Annotated in this window: 16 protein-coding genes; 10 read left to right on the forward strand and 6 right to left on the reverse strand. The window is 48.5% G+C overall.

The window, feature by feature from the left end; all coding sequences use genetic code 11:
• Positions 1-4 precede the first annotated feature (4 nt).
• The 5 genes from AB9P05_RS15495 (at position 5) to AB9P05_RS15515 (ending at position 4,530) form a co-directional block, all read left to right on the forward strand.
• Positions 5-907, forward strand: a complete 903-nt coding sequence (locus AB9P05_RS15495; RefSeq protein WP_371909738.1) for a phosphatase PAP2 family protein — start codon at positions 5-7, stop codon at positions 905-907.
• 35 nt (positions 908-942) lie between these two features.
• Positions 943-1,980: a tRNA 2-selenouridine(34) synthase MnmH gene (gene mnmH, locus AB9P05_RS15500; RefSeq protein WP_371909739.1), complete on the forward strand. Its 1,038-nt coding sequence runs from the start codon at positions 943-945 to the stop codon at positions 1,978-1,980.
• Positions 1,977-3,008 (forward strand): selenide, water dikinase SelD, encoded by a 1,032-nt coding sequence (selD, locus tag AB9P05_RS15505; protein ID WP_371909740.1) that lies wholly within the window; start codon positions 1,977-1,979, stop codon positions 3,006-3,008. The genes mnmH and selD overlap by 4 nt, the downstream gene beginning before the upstream one ends.
• A 768-nt stretch (positions 3,009-3,776) precedes the next feature.
• The gene (locus AB9P05_RS15510) at positions 3,777-4,112 is read left to right on the forward strand and encodes an RNA polymerase sigma factor (protein WP_371911362.1); all 336 of its coding nucleotides are present in this window, start codon (positions 3,777-3,779) and stop codon (positions 4,110-4,112) included.
• Between the two features lies 1 nt (position 4,113).
• Positions 4,114-4,530, forward strand: a complete 417-nt coding sequence (locus AB9P05_RS15515) for a hypothetical protein (RefSeq protein WP_371909741.1) — start codon at positions 4,114-4,116, stop codon at positions 4,528-4,530.
• A gap of 220 nt (positions 4,531-4,750) precedes the next feature.
• Here the strand turns inward: AB9P05_RS15515 and AB9P05_RS15520 are convergent, their stop codons facing one another.
• Positions 4,751-5,806, reverse strand: a complete 1,056-nt coding sequence (locus AB9P05_RS15520) for an IS110 family transposase (RefSeq protein WP_371907963.1) — start codon at positions 5,804-5,806, stop codon at positions 4,751-4,753.
• A gap of 960 nt (positions 5,807-6,766) precedes the next feature.
• Between AB9P05_RS15520 and AB9P05_RS15525 the strand changes: the two genes are divergently transcribed.
• The 4 genes from AB9P05_RS15525 to AB9P05_RS15540 all read left to right on the forward strand — a co-directional run bounded on the left by AB9P05_RS15525 (position 6,767) and on the right by AB9P05_RS15540 (position 16,330).
• On the forward strand, positions 6,767-12,430 hold the full coding sequence (locus AB9P05_RS15525) for a fibronectin type III domain-containing protein (RefSeq protein ID WP_371909742.1): 5,664 nt from the start codon (positions 6,767-6,769) through the stop codon (positions 12,428-12,430).
• A 4-nt stretch (positions 12,431-12,434) separates the two neighbouring features.
• Positions 12,435-13,130, forward strand: coding sequence for a hypothetical protein (locus AB9P05_RS15530; RefSeq protein ID WP_371909743.1), 696 nt, complete (start codon positions 12,435-12,437; stop codon positions 13,128-13,130).
• Positions 13,131-13,508: 378 nt separating this feature from the next.
• Entirely contained in the window at positions 13,509-14,066 is a 558-nt protein-coding gene (locus AB9P05_RS15535) for a hypothetical protein (RefSeq protein WP_371909744.1), read from the forward strand.
• Positions 14,067-14,434: 368 nt separating this feature from the next.
• Positions 14,435-16,330 (forward strand): T9SS type A sorting domain-containing protein, encoded by a 1,896-nt coding sequence (locus tag AB9P05_RS15540; RefSeq protein ID WP_371909745.1) that lies wholly within the window; start codon positions 14,435-14,437, stop codon positions 16,328-16,330.
• A gap of 329 nt (positions 16,331-16,659) precedes the next feature.
• On the opposite strand, the gene AB9P05_RS15545 is transcribed toward AB9P05_RS15540, so the two are convergent.
• The 4 genes from AB9P05_RS15545 to AB9P05_RS15560 all read right to left on the reverse strand — a co-directional run bounded on the left by AB9P05_RS15545 (position 16,660) and on the right by AB9P05_RS15560 (position 20,906).
• Positions 16,660-16,851 (reverse strand): hypothetical protein, encoded by a 192-nt coding sequence (locus AB9P05_RS15545; protein WP_371909746.1) that lies wholly within the window; start codon positions 16,849-16,851, stop codon positions 16,660-16,662.
• A gap of 550 nt (positions 16,852-17,401) precedes the next feature.
• Positions 17,402-18,292 (reverse strand): hypothetical protein, encoded by an 891-nt coding sequence (locus AB9P05_RS15550; RefSeq protein ID WP_371909747.1) that lies wholly within the window; start codon positions 18,290-18,292, stop codon positions 17,402-17,404.
• 5 nt (positions 18,293-18,297) lie between these two features.
• Entirely contained in the window at positions 18,298-20,169 is a 1,872-nt protein-coding gene (locus AB9P05_RS15555) for a 3-oxoacyl-[acyl-carrier-protein] synthase III C-terminal domain-containing protein (RefSeq protein ID WP_371909748.1), read from the reverse strand.
• 2 nt (positions 20,170-20,171) lie between these two features.
• Positions 20,172-20,906, reverse strand: a complete 735-nt coding sequence (locus AB9P05_RS15560; protein WP_371909749.1) for a sterol desaturase family protein — start codon at positions 20,904-20,906, stop codon at positions 20,172-20,174.
• 986 nt (positions 20,907-21,892) lie between these two features.
• Between AB9P05_RS15560 and AB9P05_RS15565 the strand changes: the two genes are divergently transcribed.
• Positions 21,893-22,342, forward strand: coding sequence for a cold shock domain-containing protein (locus tag AB9P05_RS15565; protein WP_371909750.1), 450 nt, complete (start codon positions 21,893-21,895; stop codon positions 22,340-22,342).
• Positions 22,343-22,417: 75 nt separating this feature from the next.
• On the opposite strand, the gene AB9P05_RS15570 is transcribed toward AB9P05_RS15565, so the two are convergent.
• On the reverse strand, positions 22,418-23,344 hold the full coding sequence (locus AB9P05_RS15570; RefSeq protein WP_371909751.1) for a GyrI-like domain-containing protein: 927 nt from the start codon (positions 23,342-23,344) through the stop codon (positions 22,418-22,420).
• Positions 23,345-23,460: the final 116 nt, after the last annotated feature.

Genomic DNA, 23,460 nt, shown 5'->3' on the forward strand with positions numbered 1-23,460 from the left:
TTTTATGAAGAGAATCCTTACCGTTTTTTTGTTAGCTTTTTCCTTTTTCAGCATTCCCCTTTATGCCCAGGTAGAAAAAAGCGATACCATCGACATTGCGGATACACTCCGCAACGAACAAAATCTTAAGTTTCATGAGCGATTCCTTTACGACATGAAGCGCATCGGCGGGGGAGTCATCTATGTCTATTCCCGTCCCTTTAAGTGGCAGGGTAATGACTGGGCACGCTTTGGAGGTACCGTAGGCACAGCCGCCCTTATGGCCGCTACCATAGATGAGCCCGTTCATGAGTTCTTCCAGGATAACCAGACCCAAACGCTGGACGAGACCGAAACCTTCCTTTTTCCCTTTGGTAAGCCCGGACCCACTTACTTGTTCACTGCCGGCCTCTACAGTATAGGGCTCGTGGCGAACAATGAGTGGATACGTGATACAGGTGTGATTATCACCGTTACCCTCACCACCGCCGGCCTGGTACAAACTGCCGCCAAGACCGCCATTGGCCGCGCCCGGCCCAGCACCGGCGTCGGTGCCTGGGAGTATAAACCCTTCGATAACCGCCCAGGTTACCACAGCCTGCCCTCTGGCCACATCATCATGATTCTCAGCTCAGCATACGTACTCGGGCGGCGCATAGACTACCTCCCTGCCAAGATCGCCATGTATGGCCTCGCCGGCGCCGTAGGCCTCAGCCGTATGTACAGCAGTGCCCACTTCCCCTCAGACCTCTTTCTCGGCTCCATCCTCACCATAGCCTGTGCCGAAGCCTCCATTCGCTACGTGGAAAAAGGCAAAGAAAAACAATTCAGCCTGCGTGATGATGAACCCGTAAGACACGAACCCCCCGCCATACGCTGGTCACTCGGCCCTTCTTTTGGAGGACTGAGCCTTACAGGCCGGTTCTGATTGCTTTTCCCGCTGCGCTTTACGTTATTCACCGCATGAGGTCCCTACCCGTTCATTTATTCTTAGAAAAGGTCGAAACCCTGCCCCTGATAGACGTACGCTCCCCCGCCGAGTATGCCGCCGGACACATACCCCGCGCCCGGTCCCTTCCCCTTTTTTCAGATGAGGAAAGAGCCAGGGTAGGTACCTGCTACAAGCAAAAAGGCAAAGATGAGGCCGTACTTCTGGGGCTCGACCTCATTGGTCCCCGCATGAGCCAGCTTGTCCGCTCCGCCCTGCAGGTGGCCCCCGGCAGGAACCTTCTCATACACTGCTGGCGCGGTGGCATGCGTAGCGAAAGTGTCGCCTGGCTGCTCGAAAAAGCAGGCTTTACCTGCCATACCCTGCAGGGAGGCTACAAAGCCTACCGCAACCATGTCCTCCAAGCCTATGAGCAGCCAATGCCCCTCGTCATAGTCAGTGGCGGTACCGGCACCGGCAAAACAGATATCCTTAAAGAACTCAGACGCTCCGGCGAGCAAGTTATTGACCTCGAAGGCCTTGCCAATCATAAAGGCAGTGCCTTTGGTAACCTCGATCAGCACCAGCAACCCACCGTAGAGCAATTCCATGCCAATATGCACCGCGTCTGGGAGTCCCTGGATCCCGCCAGAACCGTATGGATAGAAGATGAGTCCTTTAGCATAGGCCAGGTCAGGCTGCCCTACCCCCTGTGGGAGCAGATGAAAGCAGCCCCCTGTGTCGTCCCCGAAGTGCCAGCCCCCCTTCGCGTACAGCGCCTCGTAGAAGAGTACGGGCAATACGATAAACAAGCCCTCGCCCAGGCCTGTAGCCGCGTAAGCAAAAAGCTCGGCGGTACACGCTACAAAAAGGCACTTGCCGATCTGGAGGGGGGAGACCTGCAGTCCGTAGCTGAAAACCTGCTGCTATACTATGATAAAACATATAACGAAGGCATCGCCCGCAGAGAAGAAGTACTGCGTGTACCTGTAGACACCGCCGACCCGGCCCAAAACGCCCGTGCCATATGTGAGGCATGGCATACTTACAAGACCCTCGAAGATAGCTTATGAATCAGATCAAACTTACCCAATACAGCCACGGAGCAGGTTGCGGCTGCAAGATCGCCCCCGCCGTACTCGATAAAATGCTCGCCGGACATAGCGGCACCCAGCATTTCCCTCAGCTCCTCGTCGGTAATGATACCCGCGACGATGCCGCCGTATATGATATTCAGGACGGCCGCGCCATCATCAGCACCACCGACTTCTTCATGCCCATTGTCGATGACCCTGCCGACTTCGGCCGCATCGCTTCCGTCAATGCCATCAGCGACGTCTACGCCATGGGCGGCACCCCCATCATGGCCATAGCCATTCTTGGCTGGCCTGTAGACAAACTACCCCCGGAGGTAGCCGGAGAAGTACTCAATGGCGCCCGGCAGGCATGTGCCCAAGCAGGCATACCCCTTGCAGGTGGTCATAGCATTGATGCCCCCGAGCCCATATTCGGCCTCTCCGTCACAGGTACCGTTAAAATAGAACACCTTAAGAAAAACGGAGGAGCCGAGGCAGGAAACCTCCTCTTCCTCACCAAGCCCCTCGGCGTCGGCATCATTTCCACCGCTCAGAAAAAAGGGATCGCACAGCCAGATGACCTCGACCGCGCACGCAAGAGCATGACCACCCTCAATGACATCGGTGCTAAGTTAGGCACCAAAGACTATGTAAAAGCCCTCACCGACGTTACAGGCTTCGGCCTCCTCGGTCACCTGACCGAAATGTGCCAGGCAAGCAGCCTTAGCGCACACCTCCAGGCAGCCAGCGTTCCCCTTATGCCCAACCTTGACCACTACCTGCAGCAGCGCGCCATACCCGGGGGCACCACCCGCAACTGGGACAGCTACGGCCATCATATCGGCGATATCACCGAAAGGCAGCGCCACCTCTTCTGCGACCCTCAAACCAGCGGAGGCCTCCTCGTGGCAGTAGATGCATCTTGCAAAAACAACTTCCTCGAGTTTATGGGCAACGAAGGTTTTCACCTTACCCCCATAGGGCACCTCGTCACCAGAGAAGACAAACTCGTAACCATACAATAGCCTATGAGAAGAAGGCCGGCCACCAGCCGGCCTTAGCATTTCTTTATGACCTCACCAATAGTAAGAGAAGGCCTAAGACCGCCGGTGAAACTTATGCCACCGCCCTGATCATATCCCCTTGGCTGTTTATAACCAGTCTGTAAACTTATATAGCGTCCTCTTCCTTCTGCCCCTCATAAAGCATAGCACTTTCCCATTATCCAAGCCTTCACTTACTGTAATTAGTGTGTTGAATAAGGTGGGAATAAAAAAAGGTGATTTTTTTGTCATATTTTCTCAAGCCTGTCACTAACAATATAGAAACACTAAAAAGTGAGTATTTAATTTTTGAAAAAATGGAGAATAGTAAAAAGGCTAATCAGATATTAACCAGAGTTCAGGTAATCAGCAGCATTATATAGGCGATAATTTTAATCACTTGCTACCAGATACTGGGAGAATCATATAAAGAGATAAGCCTGATACTCATCGGCGGGTTCTTTATTGAATTTTTGCTTATTGCCACATCAAAGAAAAGCCTGAATAATAACGAAAAGGATAAAACCTAAATTCTTTTCACCCTACAAAGCCGGTGTGAATAATACGCCTTAGTAAAATGAAGAAACCCAAAGAAAGCCTGTTTTTTGAGGAAACTATTGAGAATAACAAACATAAGATATATAGAATCTGCAAAGTTTATGCGGTTAACCCAATAGAACCCCAGGATCTCTTTCAGGAGTTGTTTTTCAAATATGGAAATCTATTGACAGTTTCAAGTCAAAATCATCAATAGATACGTGGGTATATAAAATTGCCATTAACGTCTGCCTGCGCTCAAAAATGAAATTGGATAAACAAAACGATAAAACAGAACGGTTTGATTCCATTCATTTTACCCTAACCCAAAGCGGTATTGATCCTCAGGAACAAGAAAGGCTAAAGTATTTAAAAGAATGTATTTCTACATTAAATGAAGTTGATGCATCACTTATAGTCCTTTACCTGGATGATTTACCGTATAAAGATATTGCAGTAACCACCGGCTTATCAGAAAACCATATAGCAGTTAAAATGAAAAGGATCAGAGCAAAATTACTTGGGTGTATAACATCAAAAATTAGCTAAAATGTTAGATCGGGAATTAAAACACTTATGGAATAAATCCTCTAATACAGCACAAATATCTATTGATACTAAGCGATTAGAGGAAGAGTTCGAAGCCAAAGTACATAACATACAAAGGAAGATTCGAAATAGAGATATAAGAGAAATCTCTGCTTCAGTTGTTGGGATTGGCCTTTTTGGATACCTGTTATATGAGATACCATTTCCTTTTACTAAGCTGGCTTGCGCTTTGGCCATCATGTGGTTTGTACTGATTATAATCAAATTTAATAAGTCCCGCATTAAAGCCACTCCTACTAAAGCCTCACTACCTATTTCTGAGCAACTTGACTATCATGAGCAATCAATGAAAAAACAAGCTGATTTGCTCGATTCGGCCACATACGGTAACACTCCCCATTTATTAGACCATTTCTGATGAATTTTCTTTTCATAGTGGGCCTGGGAAAACCATCTGATTATCAATGGACCAATGACGTTGCCGAAGCCCTATTGCCACTTACGGCTAACTTCAAAATTGTCATCTTAATAGGCTTATCCTTATTTTATGCATTTACCATATACCTTAATAAAAAAGGTACTGTTATAGATTCCAAGTTTAATTGGAAAAAAGTATTTTTAAGTCTGAAGGAAGTTCTCTAGTTAGAACTATCCAGTGTAGCTTCGGTCTTTATGGCTGAAGCTACTTCTTTTTTGTACCCTTCAATGTATTCAGAGTCATTCTTCCAAAGTGTGTAGATCAAAGCCAAGAGCTTTCTTTGTATGGCTACCTGGCCAATCATTTTGGATGGTTTTTTCTGAATGATTCTCAGGTAAGTAGATTTTAGGCTTGGGTTGAATCTACAGCTAACCATAGCAGGGAAGTAGAGCGCATTTCTGATATAGCGGTTGCCCTTTTTAGATATTCTAGTCTTACCCTTGATAGAGCTCCCTGACTGCCTTTCTACCACATCATACCCTGCATAGCTTACCACTTGCCTGATGCTTTTAAAATGCTCAAAACCCAGGGTTTCGGCAATAATGGTTGCAACTGTGATGAGGCCTACCCCTTTGATAGTCAAAACCTTTCTAACTTTTGCGTTAAGCTGAGGCTCATTGGCGATAAGTTTTTCAATACTCGTTTTACACACCTGTATTTGCTTATCTATAGTCTTGATCAGGCTACGGTTGCTCTTCAATATGATAGACTGTACCTCATAAGCGGCCTCCTTACTGTGTTTGATATTGTTGAGTGCTGTCTTTGTTTCCTGGAGCTGTACATAATAACGAGTCAGGTTCCTTAGTTCCAGCAATACTGGTGAAGGCGGAGCCCAGATCTTATGTTTCCTTTCCACACCAAAACGGCTAAGAATCTTTGCATCCAAAGCATCGGTTTTAGTCTTTATGTTGAGGCTTGAAAAGTAATGCTTAGAGGTATTAGGAAGCACTACATGCACTGTCTGCTTTAGCTTATGCAAATGATAGGCAAGGTTTTCGTAATAAACCCCTGTAGCCTCCATCAAATACACTGTTTCTACTGAGCTTTTGCATTGCTTCCGCACCCAGCGGAGCAGTTGATTAAAGCCACTTTTGTCATTCTTGAAATGCCTTGTCTCACTGAAGTGATGATCATGAGTATCTTCTAAAAAGCAGATGCATACTGCAAAGGTTGTCTGGGAGATGTCGATACCGACACATTGTTTGATGATAGTCATAGAAAAAGAGGTTAATCGTATTGACTAATTCTTCTTCGTCTATCCTTTTAGTCTTATCCTTGCTCGTTTTTCACGGCATTAAGTACTGTTCAGACTCTAAAGAAACAATGTGTACGGGCCGGTCCTTTTTTACGATATAGCATATAGCTTATCTAGCTGCCTTACGCCTCGTACACCAGGTCAATACTTCATGTTTAACACAAAATACAAACCCTTATTCAATACAGCACCTAAAATAAAAGCTGCACGCAATGAAATTAAGCCTATGCTCGAAAGCATTAAAACCATGCAACAGAACCTAAATAAGGAATAAAGCCTTTCTTCAATATGGCCCCTTGCACTAATCGTTTACTTATTATCAATTTCCAGAGGGAAAAAATACCCCAGGTAAAAATGTTCTCACGGTCAATTCACACCCCAAAATATTCAGCTTGATGCTTTCAATTCAGCCCCTATAATTGTACTATTGCTATACCTCGTTAGCGCACACCTCTCTTTTCCCCTGTGCCGATTTATCCCATTCTCCCGACCGTAGCTAAACCGTTTCTTAACCGTCTTTAATCCATCTATTGCAGGGCTATCCTTCGCTTACCCCTCGTCCCTTCCAGGCCCGCCTTTCATAGATACCTTTTTGAACTTTAGCAATAAACAGATGTCGCTCCTAAATCATGGTGAGGTTTAAGTGAGTCCGGCCCATGACCCCAGTCCTGTCCAGGGCAACACCTAACCTGTCGTTATAAAAGTATATGTACATCATGTTATTTTGTAATTGGAAAGGAGGTAATCTTATGATCATTATAAGTGATAGATGCTTTCCAGCCTCTTAGGTTAATTCTTACATCTTCTCCCCAGCCAGGTAAGTAATCCGCTCATATTGTCGTGCATTAGTGCACCGCTGTCTCCTAACTTGCGTACTGTTTTTATTGTGCAAAAATATCCGGTGACAGTACCATGGGAGCTATGATGAAAGAGAGGCCGTTTCTACGGCTATGGGTGAAGGTATGGGTATGTATGCTTTGCCTGTTGGGCGTATTCGGACAGGCTTCTGCCCAGTCTGCCGTGCAGGCCAGCCTGCAAATCTTTCCGCCCCACAGCGTCTACCTGAGCCACTACAGCCAGCCCGGCAGCCTGCAGGTGCAGATTCTGCTGCGTGACATGACAGAACCCAGCTACCCCGTACACCTCCGCTGGACCATAGAAGGCCCCGGCATACGGCTCAGCACCCGCCAGGGCTACCAGGGCAACGTCATCACCCTGCAGGGCGGCATGCCCCGCCTGCTCTCCGCCCCCGAGCTCGCTGGTGGTCTCTCACCCGACGCATTAGACTTCAGCGGCTACGACCGCGGGCAATTTGCCCAGAGCGGCGGCCAGCTCCCCGAAGGCTTCTACCGCTTCACCGTGCAGGCCTACGACTTCAGAAGGCCCGACGTCCCCCTTTCTGCTCCCGCTACCGCCACCGCCTGGCTCGTCCTGGCCGATCCGCCCCTGCTCAATCTGCCCGCCTGCCACAGCCAGGTTACCTGGCCGCCCGGCCAGCCTTTGCTTTTCCAGTGGACCCCCATGCACCGGGGCAGCGGCCTTAGTGGCATCGCCTACGAATTCACCCTGGTAGAAGTGCGCGGCGGCCTGCCGCCCGAAGAGGCCATGCGCAGCCTGCCACCCCTCTACCAGACCGTCACCCCCCAGACCAGCCTCACCTACGGCCTCGAGCTACCGCCCCTGCAGGAAGGCCTCACCTACGCTTGGCGCGTGCGGGCGCAGCTGGACGACCCGTCTCTATCTCGACTTGACGCTCGATCGGAGGAAACCTTCAAAAACCAGGGCTACAGCCGGGTCTGCGCCTTTGTGCCCGGTACCCCCGTGGCCGATCTGCCTCCCCTAAGCGGCCTTACTGCCGAGGCCCTCAGCCACGTACACGCCAGGTTCTCCTTTGCCGGCTACCACAGAGACAACCGCCGTAGCCAGGCCAGCACCTACCGGCTGCAGTATCGCCCCACCCACCAGCCCGACTGGCCCTGGCGCAGCGTTGATATCACCGACACTGTCTACATCGCCCGGGAGCTCGCCCCCGACACCCCCTACGAAGTAAAGGCCGGCGTGGTGCGCAACGGTATCGCTTCCCAGTGGAGCCAGGTCACCGCCTTTACCACCCAGGCCCCGCCTGAGCAAGCCTGCTATGATGATGAAGGCCCCCTGCCTGAGATCACCAACCGGGAACCCCTGCCCAATGCCCTGGTCGGTGACCAGATCGCCGTGGGCAAGTTCACCATGCGCCTGCAGGAGGTCCGCGGTGGCGACGGGGTCTTCAGTGGAAGAGGTACCATTTACGTCCCCTGGATGGGCCTTACCCTTCCCGTACAGTTCGACCGCATTGCCATCAACACCGACTACCGGATGACCGACGGGCTCGTCCATGCCCTCAGCAAGCCCCTTGATGAGTGGCGGGAAGGCATAGAAGATTTCTGGGAAGACCGGCAGCAACTGGCCGATACCACCATCACCGTCTCCGGCTACCTTGAAACCGTTACCCTGAAAGAACCGGCCGAAGGCAATAACGAAGCGACCACCGACTCACGCACCTACGTTGTCACCCTGGCCAGCGGTGAGACCATTGAGATCCAGCAGCCCCCCGGCCAGAGTGTAGCCGTAACTGACAGCCAGGGCCGCACCATCGTCATCGATGAAGAAGGCCGCATAGGCCCCATCCTCGAGCCGGAGGCAGACACGCCTGTACTCGCCACTGGCGACCGCATCAGCCAACCCGTCTACTTCACTGCCTACGAGCACCAGCACTACGGCTTTGATACCCAACTGCATGACGCCTACACGGAGCACTATGAAAGCCTTCCCCTGAGCGAGGATGAAAACAGCGAATACCCTATCGCCTGGAAAGCCTTAGCCACCGGGCAGACCGACAGAGTCACCCTTAAAGGCGATACCACCGGCCTGAAGCTGATTACCCAATCTGGCCAGCCCGTACCGGTGCTTGAAAAGACCGGTGACGACCTGTACACCATCCTGCTCACCGGCCAGGGAGACAAGGAAGAAAGCTACCTGCAGGCCATACGCACCAATGCTGAAGACAGCACTGAGAGCCTCAGCGGCCAGCTCAACACCGTCAGCTACGCTCCCCAGCAACTCACCCTGAAGGTAGTGCCCGTCAACGGCGCAGGCTACATGAAGCCCGGTGGTGGGAAAGACATCCTCAAGGCCCTGAAAGCCACCTACGGCCCCGCCGTAGTCAACTCGACCGTCATCTATGATGATGCCTTTACCGCCGACTACGACACTGACGGCGATGGCGCTTTGGACGATGGGAGTACCGGCATGCTCTCCAACTACACCCCTGAGATGAGAAAGCTCATCAGGAGCTATGAGCAGGCGCATAAGACAGAAGACGGCACCTACTACCTCTTCCTGGTCCACACCCCCAAAAGCGCCATAGACGAAGACGGAACGGACAACGCCAGGGCCGGCTTTATGCCCTACAAGCGCCAGTTCGGCTTTATCTTCACCTCCCGTATCGGTAACCCCGACCACTTCGACAAGACCATCGCCCACGAGCTCGGCCACGGCGCTTTCCGCCTCCCGCACACCTTCGTGGAGACTCCCGCCCTGGAGGAGTGGGCCACAGACAATCTGATGGACTACACCTTTTTCGGCACCCAGCTGCACAAGCACCAGTGGGACCTCATCCACAACCCCCGGCCCGTATGGGGCCTGCTCACAGGGGATGAGGAGGTTTCTGCCTTTGGTGAAGGACCGGGAGGCATCTGCCTGGGAGACGAAGAAGCCATCCGGACACTCAACAGCCGGTATACCCATTTCTACCTGCCCGACGGCCGCATCCTCGATACCCGGGGCAGCCTGCAGGTATCAGGCTTCTTCCCTTATAGCGCTGATGAACCCCAAGCTACCAGAGGCACCGTGTTTTCCCTAAGGCCGGAAGCATACGACTACACCCACGTCTACACCTCAACCGAAGAAAAGAACACCACCTATGGTTTTGGCCTGAAAATCACCTCCACAGGCCTGAGTACTATAAAAGCCGAAAACCTCACCCTGCCGGAAAGCTCCGATAAAGCCGTCAGAGTAAGGATCAATAAAGAAGGCCGTGCCATAGACGTGCTGGACCAGGCCGGCAGCCTTGTAGAAACCATTCCCTTTACCCGGGACTGCGCCTGCAACGAAGTCACCCCCTCTGAAGCGCAAACCTTTGCCTTCGATGACCATACCAGCCACTACGTAGACAAAGCCCGCGATTTAGGGAAACCCGTAACCGGCGCTATCCACCACACCAGCGAAATCATCCATGCCCTTTTAGCCAGTGTCAATGCGCAAAAGCCCACCCATGCAAAAGATGAGGCCTTCCTGGGACACATCCTCGCCGATAAGCTCCTCACCTACGAAGCATTTAATGAAGGCCGTAAGTTCTATGTCGCCCCGGTTGAGGTAAATACCCTGTCTTTGAGCCAGGCCTCGTGGGACCAGGTAGCCCGGACCGTCTTTGAGGAAGCCTCCCTCACCGCCGATGACATACTGATCACCGTCCCCTATGTCCGGTGTAGTGGTATCGGCAACGACCTGGGCGAGTACTTCTTCATGCCCGGCCTCGCCTACGGCGACAATATCCGGATTGACCACAGCCAGCTGAAGAAAGGGCAATACAAAAACACCCAACGGGTGGCCAGCTTCCAGGCCGGCATCATCAGCCCGGTGGAAGACTTTGTCGTCGATGTATTCCGCCACACCGCCAAGAAGATGCTCCTGTACAAGGCCATCTACAATGCCTCCAATACAGTAGAATGCATTGAGATACGGAAAGACGATGTCTCCGGGCAGGCCTTCAACAAAACCATCCGCCTCTACTACCAGAGCTCCGTAGACCACCTGGCGCAGTTATTAGAAGAGCAGAAAGCCGAACTTAAGAAAGCTGAAGATGACCTGAACCGCTTTCTAACCAACCCGCAGCTACCAGCCAGCCGTAAGCGGGAAGCGGCCCTTGCCACAGAAAGACGATTGCGGGTACTGAAGGTCACCCATGCAGAAGCCAGGCTTGCCTTTATCCGGGCCCAGTCCCAACGTAATACCCTTACTCCCTACCAGTCAGCCTATTTTGACCTGAAAATAAGGGAACAGCACCTCGATCAGCCCTTTGAGCACCCTAATATAGAGGGGCTTGAGCTAGCTCACACCTTCGGTCTGGCCTATATCTACAGCGATGCGTTCAATGACCTGCGGGAGAGGCTGGCCTATAGCGATGAAGACCTCAGTACTATAGACTGGGAAGATGCCTGGGCCTTCACCGACAAGACTGACTATATACTGAAGCAGTACGACCAAACCGTCTATAACTCCATAGACGGAGCTTCAGTAGCGCTGGGATGTTTCGGACTTGACTTTATCGCTGATGGAGTAGGGCTCGGCTATTCCCTGTTCAGAGGTGATGTAGTCCAGGCAGGCGGCTACTCCGTCGGTGTACTGGTCATTGGTCCCGAGGGCGTGGTCATTGCCAAGGCCTCGGTATCCGCCCTGGTGGTTCTCATCACCAAAAACGGACTCGAAGAAGGCGGGGAACAACTGGGCAGGAGAGCCCTGCTCAAGCTGGGCCAGAAGTATGCAGACGAAGGCGTGATCAGCCGTGAAGCCTTCGCAGAGCTGCAGAGTCTTGAAGAAAGAGAGCTGGCCGCCGCCCTCAAGGCAGCGCTCAGTGGCAGAAGGTTACCCGGTGAGTTACCCTTCCTGAGCCAGCTCCATGAGGAGGCACTAAGCACCGTAAGCCGATGGGACGAAGCTGTCTACCTGAAGCTTGAAGACGACCTGGCCAGTAACCCGGCATTTTCTGAGAAATTTTTCAATCTTGCGAATACTGATCCGGGGGTGGTTGAGGCGTGGAAGGCTGTCGGGGTGGATGCTAATCTAAGGACGAATACTAAGTTCTTAGGTAATATATCTGGTTACAGTGATGACTTGTTAAAACAGTTAAATGATGACTTACTAAATCCAAAATGGGCAGAGGAGTTAAAGGCACTATTCAAAGATAATCCAAACGATGTAACTAATATATGGAAGCAGCTAAAAGAGGATCCTTTATATGCCTGGGAGGTTAGTAAGACAGGTGATGCTAGTTGGCAGAAATGGAGTAAGAGGGAATTCTTTAAAGAGATTACGGCTAAGGGAAAAGCATTTGAGAGGTTTGTGGAAAGTAATATCAGTTCTTTAAGGACAAAATTGTTAAATAAGTATCCTAATCTGGATATAAGTCAGTATGAAATATTTACTCAGGTTCAAATAAAAACAGGGTTAGGATCAGAACACTTTGTAGCTGATATCGTCTTGGTGAAAAAGAAAGCAGATGATTTTGGTCAAATAGTTCTTGATAAGAACCACGTGGTCGTGTTAGAAACAAAATTGAGTTTAGCAACTAACCTTACTACTCCTCAAGGAAACGCACTCGCAAAAGTACAGTCTAACTCGAATACTTTTGAGGTTAGAAGTGTTTCAAAGCAAAATGTTAATGGTTTTACTATCATGAATTCTGACAATTTAATAATCACCGATTTTATTAAGGTGTACAGTGACGGGAATGGAAGTGTTATCAGTGATGTTGTTTCACTAAAATAGTTTTATGATGAATAGAAATACCTTTATCAAATCTTTGACAAAAAGTTTTAATTGGCTTCTAGCTTTGGGTTATGAATTGAGGCAAGTGGAAACAAGTATTTATTTTGAGAAACACTCTAATAATGAGGTACATTCCATCAACTTCTTTTGGTCAGAATATGACGTGATAAAAATACAAGGAGTTTTTGCATTAAAAAGGTTCAATTTTATTGAATCGATTATTGAACGGATAACAGGTAATCTTGATTACACGATACACAAAAAATGGGAGGGAACTATACCAAAAGAATTTGCAGCAGAAGCTAATGGAGTAACTCTAACGGATGCTTTTTATCTATCTGACAAAAATCAAATAAAGTTGTTTTCGGAAATTATAGAGGGATTTTACAATAGCGAAGTGCAGCCATTCTTTAACAATTTCAATTCTATTGAAAATATTTTGTATTGGTTAAATACAAATGAAACTCCGGACCATGTAAAGCTTTTAGTAAGTAATAATAACTCAATGATGTTAAGGAAGTTGATAATAATGAAAGAGAGTAATTCAAGTGATTATCATAGTCTATACGAAAAATATAGAGACTTTTTAGAGCAAAAAAATAGGCAAAGGGAAAGTCCTTATACCGAAATGTATGATGAATTCATCAAGTTTGATGAGTATTTTAACAAACACCAAATAAAGTCTGATAGAAAGGTTTAACTTTTTTAATGAGGCATGATTCATAATAGATCGAATTTTTGTCTTAGCTATAAAGCATCCATATGAAAAAAGACTATTTAAGTCTGTCTTTCAAGGTGTTCCATTAATAGTAAAGCAACTAACTTAAAGAGGAAATAATGTATAAGGATTTCGATTATGAATCATTCAAGTGGCAGGCTCGCAGAAACCTGTATAGCAATTGGTAACACTCCCCATCTATTAGACCACCAGTTTGTTAGTCTTAGTTGAATTAGGCAGCCGGTTTGAACAATTCGACAGCCAATACCCTGATGCCTTCTTTTGTTGTTATACTTCGATAAACCACTAACCCCCTATCTTTCCCTTTGGTATAATCTATCAATCGTTTTATTTAATGCAATGGCCGACCAGTCACCGATAATTTTCAATCGCTGGAAACATTACTGGCAGCATTACATAGCGGTGCTTAATGGGGAAGTACACATCTCCCCGCAGCAGTTTTTCCAGGGCCTTAAGCTTACCGGTGATAATCTGATGGATATGTACGAAGGTCCACTAACCGAGGGTGTCCTTCGGGAAGAGGTACTTGCCTGCCTGGAAGTGCAGGACTGTCTTGCTCCTCTTAAGTATGACGAATGGATAGGGCAGGGTAGGGGGTACCAGAGTCTTACATTGAGTGACGGCTCTCACTGGGTACTGCGGCGGGGCCATCATTGGGGAGCGTATATTCACATTCACCCCGGCCGCTACTCACCCCATACTTTCCGGGTTAAAAGCACTTCACTCAAAACCGCCACTGCTTTTCTTTTCCTACACCCTGATCAAAATGTACCTTCGCTTCACCTTCTCAATGATGTCCGGCAAAGATACCTAAACCTGTCTCCCTTAAAAGATGACCGGGCCGGGACCGCTATTTTCCTGCTGATCCAAAAGCTTCAGCGAGAAATCACTCCCTGATTCTAGTGTAATTTCCTGACCTATCAATTGTATAAATCTGGATAAAAATAAGTAATGAATTGGGGGTAAACCCTCAATTCAGATAATTGTATCTATCTTTTATTGGGCTTAATTATTTCATAAACTTTCAATTTTAACATAAAATTAACCTGACGCCAGTCCAGTGTAATTTGATTAAAATACAGGTTGTTGGTCGTAAATATTGTTAAATAAGGCTATAACTTCCAATAGGTCAATTTCAATAAGTATTAATCATATACTTACATTATATGTTATAACAATCATGGGGGTGTGTTAATGTTTTTTTTGATTGAAATTTGTAGTCGGGAAAGAGAAAATCTCACACTTATTCAATCTACTTATTATTTATGAAAAGTTTATACCAGCTAACCCGGCTATTTATGGTTGGTTTGTTGTTACTAACCAGCTATGTTTCACACGCTCAAACCGTGACCCGCAGTGGGAGTGGATTTGTTCTAAACGGAGGCTCATATCAGTTTATTGGTACTAACATGCGTGAGCTTGCCTACCAAAGTAATAGTGCCATTACCACCTACCTTACCGATGCACATAATGCCGGTAATAAGGTCATCAGGATTTACATCTCGCGAAATGATACCGATAAGTTTGGTGCTGCCTCCAAGCTTGGTAACCTTCTCAATCTTGCCAGTCAGGTGAGTACTGATCTGAGGTTTATCGTAGTGTTTACCGACTTTTACCAGTCCAGTAATCACTATGTTCCTGGTGATCAGAACTATTTCATTAGTGGTCTTCTTAAAAATGCCTCATGGTATGATTACGCCTATCAGTACAATTACCTGCCCTACGTACAGCATGTAGTGCAGCAGTACAGCACCGATAGCCGTATCTTTGCCTGGGAGCTTGGTAACGAGATTGCCAGTGAAAACACCAATAAAGCGTATATGCTTAATTTTGCCTATAATGTAGGTAGCTGGATCCAGAGCAACTCATCACAGATGGTGACCACAGGCTTCATTAATACCAGCCATGCCACCTGGAACGGATCATTCAACAGCACCACTGCTTACGAAGTCTATGTTTCTTATAATGGGCAGAGCAGCCCCTTCGACTTCGCCACCCTTCATTACTATGATGAAGACTTTGGTAATGGCGCACATGATAATGAGCTGAACTACCTCCGCTATAATGTAGGCAAGCCCTTTATTATAGAAGAAGTGGGCTTTACGGGTGGTCTTAAAGACCAGAATGCGACCGATTGCTATGGTATGCCCATATTCAGAGGCAAATACTGGTCTTACGGAGGCGTTACCCTTCAGGACGGTAAATCCAACCGTGGCCCTGCCATGCAGTCAGCCATAGATAAGTTCTTTAGCTTTGGAGCTGATGGTGCACTGTCATGGTCTTATGCTCCCTATACCTACGCTGTACCTTACGGTGATGCATGCCGTGGTGTAGACCGTGAGAACCATAATGATACCGACTTCTACGCCATCAAAAACTATCTGTCAGGCAAGGCGGCTGGCCTTCCTAATGGAGGTTCAGGCTCCCTTACCAATGTGGCTACCAGTGCCTCATTATGGTCTCAGACCAGCCAGTACAGCAGCACCTACAGCGGATGGAAGGCATTCGACGGGCTTACCAACACTAAGTGGACCACAGACGGCTCATACCCTACCAGTAGCTCAATAGTGCTTAACCTGGGCCGCAGCTATAACATCAAAAAGTTCACTATGAAGCACGCCTCTACCGGTGGCGAGTGGACCTCTATGAACACCGAGCGCTATTCGCTGCGCTTCTGGAATGGAAGTGCCTGGCAGGATGCCGTATATAACTACTACAACAGCGGCCAGCAGGGTACCACTTCTCACAATGTGAATATCAATGCGCAGTATGTACAGTTCCTGGTGCATGACCCGAACTTTGTGGGAGATAACTATGTGCGCCTGCCCGAATTTGAAGTATATGCCCCCAGCGGTAGCCGTGAAGAGATTATCACCACCACGGCCCCTCCCAGGGAGCTTACAGGTACCAGCCTTGTAGGTGCCTATCCTAACCCTGTGGATCAGGGCAAGGTTACCTTCACCATGCTGGCTGCAGAAGACGGTAAGGCCGTGCTTAACCTGACCGATATGCAGGGACGTACCGTCAGAAGCTTCAGCACACAAGTGACCAAAGGGGTGAATGACGTGTCTATGGACATTTCAGACCTGGAGACCGGTATGTACATTTACCATATTGAAGGTGAAGACAAGTCCCAGTCTAAAAAGCTGATTGTACGCTAAAAACACTACTATTAATAAACTCTTTCCTGTTAAAGCCTGTGGCATATGCTACGGGCTTTTGTTTGCTTACCCGACATAATAAAAAAAGCTGCTCCGGGGGAGCAGCCTCTTGTCATTAGAAGTAAACAGGTATTACGGCGTCCAGCACCAATTTACGGACTCAACGCACGTTTTAGGCTCCGTTTTATAATATACCCCACACGGGAAAGCAGTATTATCCGCACCGCCCCGTATGTCAGAGGTCCTGGCCTCAGTCACGAAGCTCTGAATTTTCAGATTAACAATGTTTAGTTTTTCTTTTTTCATAATCAATCAAATTTAGAAATGGATCAGGGCGTCCAGCACCAGTTTACCGTATCCTGGCATGTTTTAGGCTCCGTAGTGAAATAGCCGCATGTTCCGAATACATCCGTGGTTTCATTAGGGTCTCCGGGAAGCTCAGCCCCGCCACGTACCTTGCTGGTGTTCGTGATAAAGCTCTCCACCTTGAGAGAGACGATACTCAGTTTTTCTTTTTTCATAGTTGATTAAAAAGAGTTTAGTATTATTCCCTATTAAGATACGAAATTTAAACCGATAGTGAAACGCCACATTTCACTAATCATGTGAGGCTGGTACTATACTTTGATGATATATTATTAATACGTTCACATAGTAGGTATCTAATCCCCCTTCCCGGAGCATAGCCGCCAAGCTAAGCACTAAAATTCCCCTCCTCATTAGTAAGAGGACCAGTTATAAAACACGAATGTGTATTTTTCATCAGGAGGCCCGACTTTCGGAGGCCCGACTTTCGGAGGTCCGACTTTCGGTGGTCCGACTTTCGGAGGCCCGACTTTCGGAGGTCCGCAATTGGTGGTTATTTAGGGGCTGAGCTTGGATACCACGGCCCTGTATCAGGAAGTATTTTATGGAAGAAGAGACCTGCCCACCTTGATTAATATTATTTTTTCTGCTTATAATATTGTGCTAACTAAAAGCAGGCTTTCCTATATTATATACTGAGGTGCTTCACCACCCCTTTCATACAGAGTTGTGCTGGCTGCAGAGCCCCGCCCAGGTGAATACTACCTACTGATTCACCAGAATACCATCCTCAAATTCCTTCTCCTTTAACTTCACCAGCACCTTATGCAGCGTTTCTGCCGCCAGGCCATGCAGTACCAGGCGATAAGCTGCTGAGTAAGTGCTTACCGGCACCATAGGGTGCTTATTATTCACCAGGCCCAGGTGTGCCGGGCTATTCAAAATTTGCGATGTGTATATCGCAATCGTCTCATCCAGTTGCAGCGAATTTGACGCGCGAATAAAGTCATTCTTTGTCAGAAAAAACTGATAGAAAGGAGTGAACAACTCTATCGCCGAGCGAAGGTCCAGCACATTCGTCCACTTCTTCGGAAACTCAATGTGGTTAAATCTGCCCGGCGTGATCATATCCAGGTTAAGAGGCCTGCGCCCCTTTATACCCAGGTTTTTTTCATTTAGCGCACTGTTCAGTCTGATCACAAAGTTGTACAGGTTCAGGTCATGTTGCAGAAACAGATCCTCCTTTACCGCCTCGAAGTCTGCAGGTTTCAGAGGGCTGGTACCTACCTCTACCCCCTCTATATTTTTTGAGATAAACTGCATGATCTCACTCCCAACATGAAAGTGCCTGAAGATAAGCAGGTTCGCATCAGCACTCACAAAACGTCTAAGCCCCCAGGCCAGTATGCGGTGCAGTGCCTTCGAGCTGTTTGGCACCCCCGGCAGCACAAATTTGAAAACGTGTATAAAAAACATCGCTATCGCCGACCATACCCTGATAAATGGCTGCAGGTACCTCCGTGACATCGAGTCATTGTCCCGCATCAGCGCCCGCTTAGTCTCATCATTTAGCGGTATGCTGCTGTCCAGGTACATGGCCAGCCACGGATTAGGGTCCCGCTCATCATGCGTTTGTTGATCAAAAAGCTTTTCCATGTTCATCAGTAATTTCCTAGTTCCTCTAATTGCATCCGGTACAGGCGTGCCACCGTGCGGGCCGTTTTTACTATCTCTCCCGCCAGCGCCTGAGCACGTTCCTCATTCATACCCGGCATCTCCCACAGCGTATTTATCGCCTGTTCCAGATGGTGAAAGTGGTTCTCATCCGCCACCCCGTGATACGTAAAGAAAGACACCTGTTCATCAGTCAGCTCCAGTTGCTCCTGCATCATGCGGCCCCAGTTTCCCGCCAGCCGCTTACCTATTCCCTCTATAATGAACATAGCACCCAGCAGGTCTACAGGATTAGGCCGGCTTGCCCGCTGAAACATATAAGCAGAAAGCGCCTCACTGCCAATATTTTTCCTGCCCGTCCGGATAGCATCAGCCTCCTGGCCCAGCGCCATAAAGTTCTTTTCCAGCAGTTGGTAATCCTTATGCTCCGTAGCCGTATGACGGATAAACGCCGACCTCAGGTCAAAAAGGTCGATATCGATATGTGACGCCGCCCGGCTTATCCACTGGGAGCCATCGATCACCTGCTGCCGCAGATCATGCAGCAGTAGCTTATACCACTCCGGCGTCATATTACCCTCATGCATCATCCGGATCACCGGCACCTGCAGCAGGTTCGTTTCAAAGTCTATCCACACCCTTGCCAGATCCCGCACCAGCTTTTCATTTATCTCAGACGGCTTCAGTACCAGTTCAGGACTTTCCACAGGCCTTGGCGCGTATGCCTTTCTCTTTCTGTCAGTACCCATCACACGTAGCTGCATAAAAGAGGTGATAAACCGGCCACTCTCCGGTACCATACAAAGTATCCTGTCCCCCTCCTTCAGCTTACCTGAATACAGCAGTTCCTCCAGCATAATGTATATCGAAGCCGCCCCCGTATTGCCCTTCGTCTGCAGGTTGCTGAACCATTTGTGTTCAGGGATTGCCCCGCCGCCTTTACTCATCAGGTCCTGGATCGGTTTTTTAAAAAACTCCGATGAGTAGTGACAGCACAGCCAGTCCACCTCATCCGCTACGATCATGCCCTTTTCCATCAGATTGAAATAATGGCTCACGCCCTGCTGCACCACCTTGTCCAGCAGCCGGATATCCTGCTTCAGGTTCAGTGCCCCCTGCTGCGAAGCCGATTCGTAATCGGGATAGTCCAGCCACGTCGCGCTGCCGTTTCGGTTATCCCTCATACCCGTGTACATACAGGCCGGGTACGCATGAGCGTGCGAAGCCAGGTCTATCCAGTCCACCCGCAGCGAAAGCCCCTGCCTGGCAGGCCTGTCCTGTATCACAAACGCCCCCGCCCCGTCAGACAGCATCCACCGCAGAAACTCCGTATCAAAAGGCACCGACGTCAGGCCCTGTGCCTCAAAACGTGAGTGCTTAAACAAGCGGCTCGCAAACTCACTTCCTACGCTCAGCGCCGTGTGTTTCTCGCCCCCTTTTACCTGCAGGCAAGCATGCTTAAGAGCCATCATCCCACTCGCACACACACTCTGAAAGCTCGCCACCTCGCATGAATTCAGAGGCAGCTCCGCGTGTACCATACTCGCAAAGCCCGGCACCGGCAAGTCACCCTGTGTGGTGCCCGTAGCCAGTAAGTCCACTTCTGCAGGCCTTACGCCTGCCTTATCCATTGCCTCCCGGCAAGCCAGGGCAGCCATTTCCGCATTAGTATGCGTGCTCTCCTGGGTTTTATTCAAAGCATAGTGCCGGGTGCGTATGCCGTTCTGCTTAAGTATTTTGTCCTTTACACGGCTTTTCTTTCCGGCGATCAGCCCCAGGTAATCCTCCATTTCCTCGTTGCCGATCGGGCCATTGGGCAGGTAAGCCCCTATGGCCGTTATGTAGGCGGCGTTTTTCATGTTTAGTGGTTCTTATGGTTAAATAGTTTATTCCATATCAGGTCAGGCAGAAGCAAGGCAAAGCCATACGACCGGCTTGTACCCGTATGATGACCCGCGTGCCGGGAGGAAAACCCCAGCCATGCGCCTGTCTTTCCATTTCCAAAGCAGTAGTTCGAGTGGCCGGCAAAATTCAGTATTATGCTCACCAGCGGAAACAGCAGTATGCCCAGTGGAGCCAGCGGAAGCCAGGGCGCAATAGTAAGCGGGAGCGTGCTTAACAGGAAAGCCTCCAGCGGATGAAAACTGAAAACACTCCACGGCGTGGGAGTATGGCTCCTGTGATGCACATGATGAATATGCCGCATAAACCATCCCGTGTGCATCAGCCGGTGTATCATAAAAAAGTGCACCTCATTCCATAGCGTAAGTACCACCACACTATATAGCACATTGGCAGGACTATCAGGGAGTACCTGAATAGCTCCGTGGCGCAGGAGCCACACCAGCGGCAGGGCTGTGATCCCGAAAATAACGATAGATAAAAAGCTGTGCTTTAATTCATATGTTATCTGACCGGGAAAAGGTGGGCGATTGCTGATTTTAGTCAGCACCCCTTTCCTGTGCAGGCGCCGGCATGTACGAAGGAAAAAGTACCCTAAAGGAAAGTACAGGAACAAAAACCAGGCAATAGTCAGGCCCCATACCTGGTACCAGTTATACTGATATATTATATCCTGCGTAAGCTGTGTGAGCATCCGGTCTATAGCCTATTCTAAAAAGCCTGAAGCAATGTACATGAGACAGGCATAATAACGCGGGCAGATATCCATTATTACTTACATGCTTACCAGATAGCAGGTCCATAGCCGTCAAGCTAAGGATGTAAAGACCTGTAATTAGCTAGTAGTACAGCAATTCCCCGCCCAAAGGGCGGGGCCGACGTTAGAATTTGTCATAACTGGCTGCATAGAGATACATTCTGCAGGGGAATTGGTGGTTAACTTGACGGCTATGCCCTTGGGGTCATAGCCTTCCTGGGTCTTGCATTCAAGCTGGCGTCGCACAAGGCAGGCAGGCGCATAAATGTGATTTTGGAGCACTGAAATTAACGCCAGGGTGGGTGCAGTAAGCAGCCAGCCGCTAGCCATGTTGGTGCCATACCTATTCCTTTCTGTAAAGAAGTCAGCCCTCATCGCCTGATAAAGCCACTATTAACCGACCATAATAAGTAGCATCCTTGTAGGAAGAAATGGTTTGTAAGGTGATTCCTTTTGAACCACAATGGTACCACACCAGAAGAAAAGCCTAAGTCCCATCCTGGGCGACAACCTTTGTAGAAATATTCAAGACTCTGGCGAACCCATAGGTAACCCTAATGTGTTATTATTTACCCGTTTATTCCTTAGCTTGACAGCTAGGGGAGGGGGGAAGAGGCACAACGGCAGAGAGCTCATACCCTCAAGGTCCGGAGGAATTGAACAAACCTTCTAATTTCTCATAAATGCCGAGAAATGAAACGAAAACCCAAAAAAAATTGTATCTTTGTTACTTCCAATTAGGTTTAAAGTTCCTCAGGCTAATCCCTCCAAAGTTTTTTATACCATTGGAATTATCTTTCCGGTTTTAATTTTTTGAATCCTTTCGGTTTTGGTCGGAACAGGATTCTTTTTCGGTTAGGGCCGGACACCAAAATTAAGGGTCTTGAAAATCAGGGCCTGGTTTATCACTTATAAAAACATTTATGGCAGATACCTGGAGTAAAAAAGAGAAGCAGAAAAAGAAAGCAAAGAAGAAGGAAGAAAAAGCCGCCAAAAAGGCTGAGCGGAGAGAAAATGCCGCTGACGGAAATAACCTGGATGAGATGATGGCCTACGTTGATGAGTTTGGCAATATCTCAGATACACCACCGGACCCTACCTTTAAGAAGAAGGTGAAGAAAGAAGATATCCAGGTAAGTGTACCTAAGCAGGAAGATATCGAACCTCTTGATACAGTACGTAGAGGTAAGGTTACTTTCTTCAACGAATCTAAAGGCTATGGCTTTATTCGTGACATGGAAACTCAGGAGAGTATCTTTGTGCACATTAGTGACCTGGAAGACCAGGTAATGGAAAATGACCGTGTAAACTTTGAGGTAGAAATGACCCACAAAGGCCCCAACGCACGGAAGGTAACGCTGGAAAAGAAGTAATTCTCTACTCCTCAAGGCTATAAAATATTTAAACCCCTTTGGTACCGGTCCCACCGGTACAAAGGGGTATTTTTTTTACTTCACAGGAAAATTCACTTCCGTGATAAGCTCCTCATCAGCTGCCTCACCCGGCGTATTACGATATACCTCAAAAGGGTCCGTCTTTTTATTTTGCTTAAATTCCTTGTTGCGCTCCATTGAGTACAGCGTGCTCCACGCATTTCCCAGATGCTGGTAAGGCCCTACATGCGTAACCGTCATGATCTCTGTTTCAGGCACACTGCCGCTTGTCATACCATCCGGTAAGTCAGAAGGTATATGAGCCACAGGAATAGCCGCTGTATAAGCCGCTTTTTCATTAACCATATCAAAATTATGGTAAATGCTAAAGCTATTGCCTGCTGCCATTTCAGGCCGGTCTTTCAGATACTCTCCCAGTTTAGTGAAATCCTCCTCCATACTGGTCCCCATTTTATCCAGCGGGCACTCCCGGTGTATGCCTACATACTCACAGCCCGGGTACACCGTACGGTCCCCAAAGAGTAATTTTGAGTGTACCTCCCCATCCTCTACATATTCCTTCAGCATATTCAGGCCCCGCGTATAATCCATCCCTATATAAGCCTCCATCTGTTTTTTCATCCAGAACATGAAGAACGGCAGGCTGCTATCCATATACCAGGTCGCTTCCGTGCTGTTTTCCCCTTTTTCTTTTAGCTCAAAGCGTACCTTAGCCGTCGATTTCCAGGGCTTAAGAAAGGTCAGATCATAATTCACCCACTTATTTTCACGGCTATCCGTCACTTCCATGTTGCCGCTGCCTACACGCTTGCCTTCCCATTCATAAAATAGCCCATCGCGTTTCACCTCTACCCGCGCCTCAGGCTCCATAATAAGCCAGGGAGACCACGCCTGCATATGAGTTAAGTCTGCTACCGCTGGGTATACCTTTTCAGCCGGAGCATTGATAAGAACCGACCGCGCTACATGTATTTCAGGCATAGTATTATAAGGTTTGGTGAGTAGTGTAATGTAATGATTTTCAGGTTAATTTTCTTTAAAATCACCTCCTGTTTTAATCCCTTATACCGGTCAGGTACAATAGAAAAAGGCCGGCC

Origin of the sequence: Roseivirga sp. BDSF3-8, assembly GCF_041449215.1 — a bacterium.
GTDB lineage: Bacteria > Bacteroidota > Bacteroidia > Cytophagales > Cyclobacteriaceae > JBGNFV01.

Coding starts and splice junctions, on each gene's coding strand:
- AB9P05_RS15565 (WP_371909750.1), top strand. CDS start 21,893: ATGGCAGATACCTGGAGTAAAAAAGAGAAGCAGAAAAAGAAAGCAAAG.
- AB9P05_RS15550 (WP_371909747.1), bottom strand. CDS start 18,292: ATGGAAAAGCTTTTTGATCAACAAACGCATGATGAGCGGGACCCTAAT.
- AB9P05_RS15545 (WP_371909746.1), bottom strand. CDS start 16,851: ATGAAAAAAGAAAAACTGAGTATCGTCTCTCTCAAGGTGGAGAGCTTT.
- AB9P05_RS15555 (WP_371909748.1), bottom strand. CDS start 20,169: ATGAAAAACGCCGCCTACATAACGGCCATAGGGGCTTACCTGCCCAAT.
- AB9P05_RS15570 (WP_371909751.1), bottom strand. CDS start 23,344: ATGCCTGAAATACATGTAGCGCGGTCGGTTCTTATCAATGCTCCGGCT.
- AB9P05_RS15530 (WP_371909743.1), top strand. CDS start 12,435: ATGATGAATAGAAATACCTTTATCAAATCTTTGACAAAAAGTTTTAAT.
- AB9P05_RS15560 (WP_371909749.1), bottom strand. CDS start 20,906: ATGCTCACACAGCTTACGCAGGATATAATATATCAGTATAACTGGTAC.
- AB9P05_RS15535 (WP_371909744.1), top strand. CDS start 13,509: ATGGCCGACCAGTCACCGATAATTTTCAATCGCTGGAAACATTACTGG.
- AB9P05_RS15520 (WP_371907963.1), bottom strand. CDS start 5,806: ATGACTATCATCAAACAATGTGTCGGTATCGACATCTCCCAGACAACC.
- AB9P05_RS15540 (WP_371909745.1), top strand. CDS start 14,435: ATGAAAAGTTTATACCAGCTAACCCGGCTATTTATGGTTGGTTTGTTG.
- mnmH (WP_371909739.1), top strand. CDS start 943: ATGAGGTCCCTACCCGTTCATTTATTCTTAGAAAAGGTCGAAACCCTG.
- AB9P05_RS15515 (WP_371909741.1), top strand. CDS start 4,114: ATGTTAGATCGGGAATTAAAACACTTATGGAATAAATCCTCTAATACA.
- selD (WP_371909740.1), top strand. CDS start 1,977: ATGAATCAGATCAAACTTACCCAATACAGCCACGGAGCAGGTTGCGGC.
- AB9P05_RS15495 (WP_371909738.1), top strand. CDS start 5: ATGAAGAGAATCCTTACCGTTTTTTTGTTAGCTTTTTCCTTTTTCAGC.
- AB9P05_RS15525 (WP_371909742.1), top strand. CDS start 6,767: ATGATGAAAGAGAGGCCGTTTCTACGGCTATGGGTGAAGGTATGGGTA.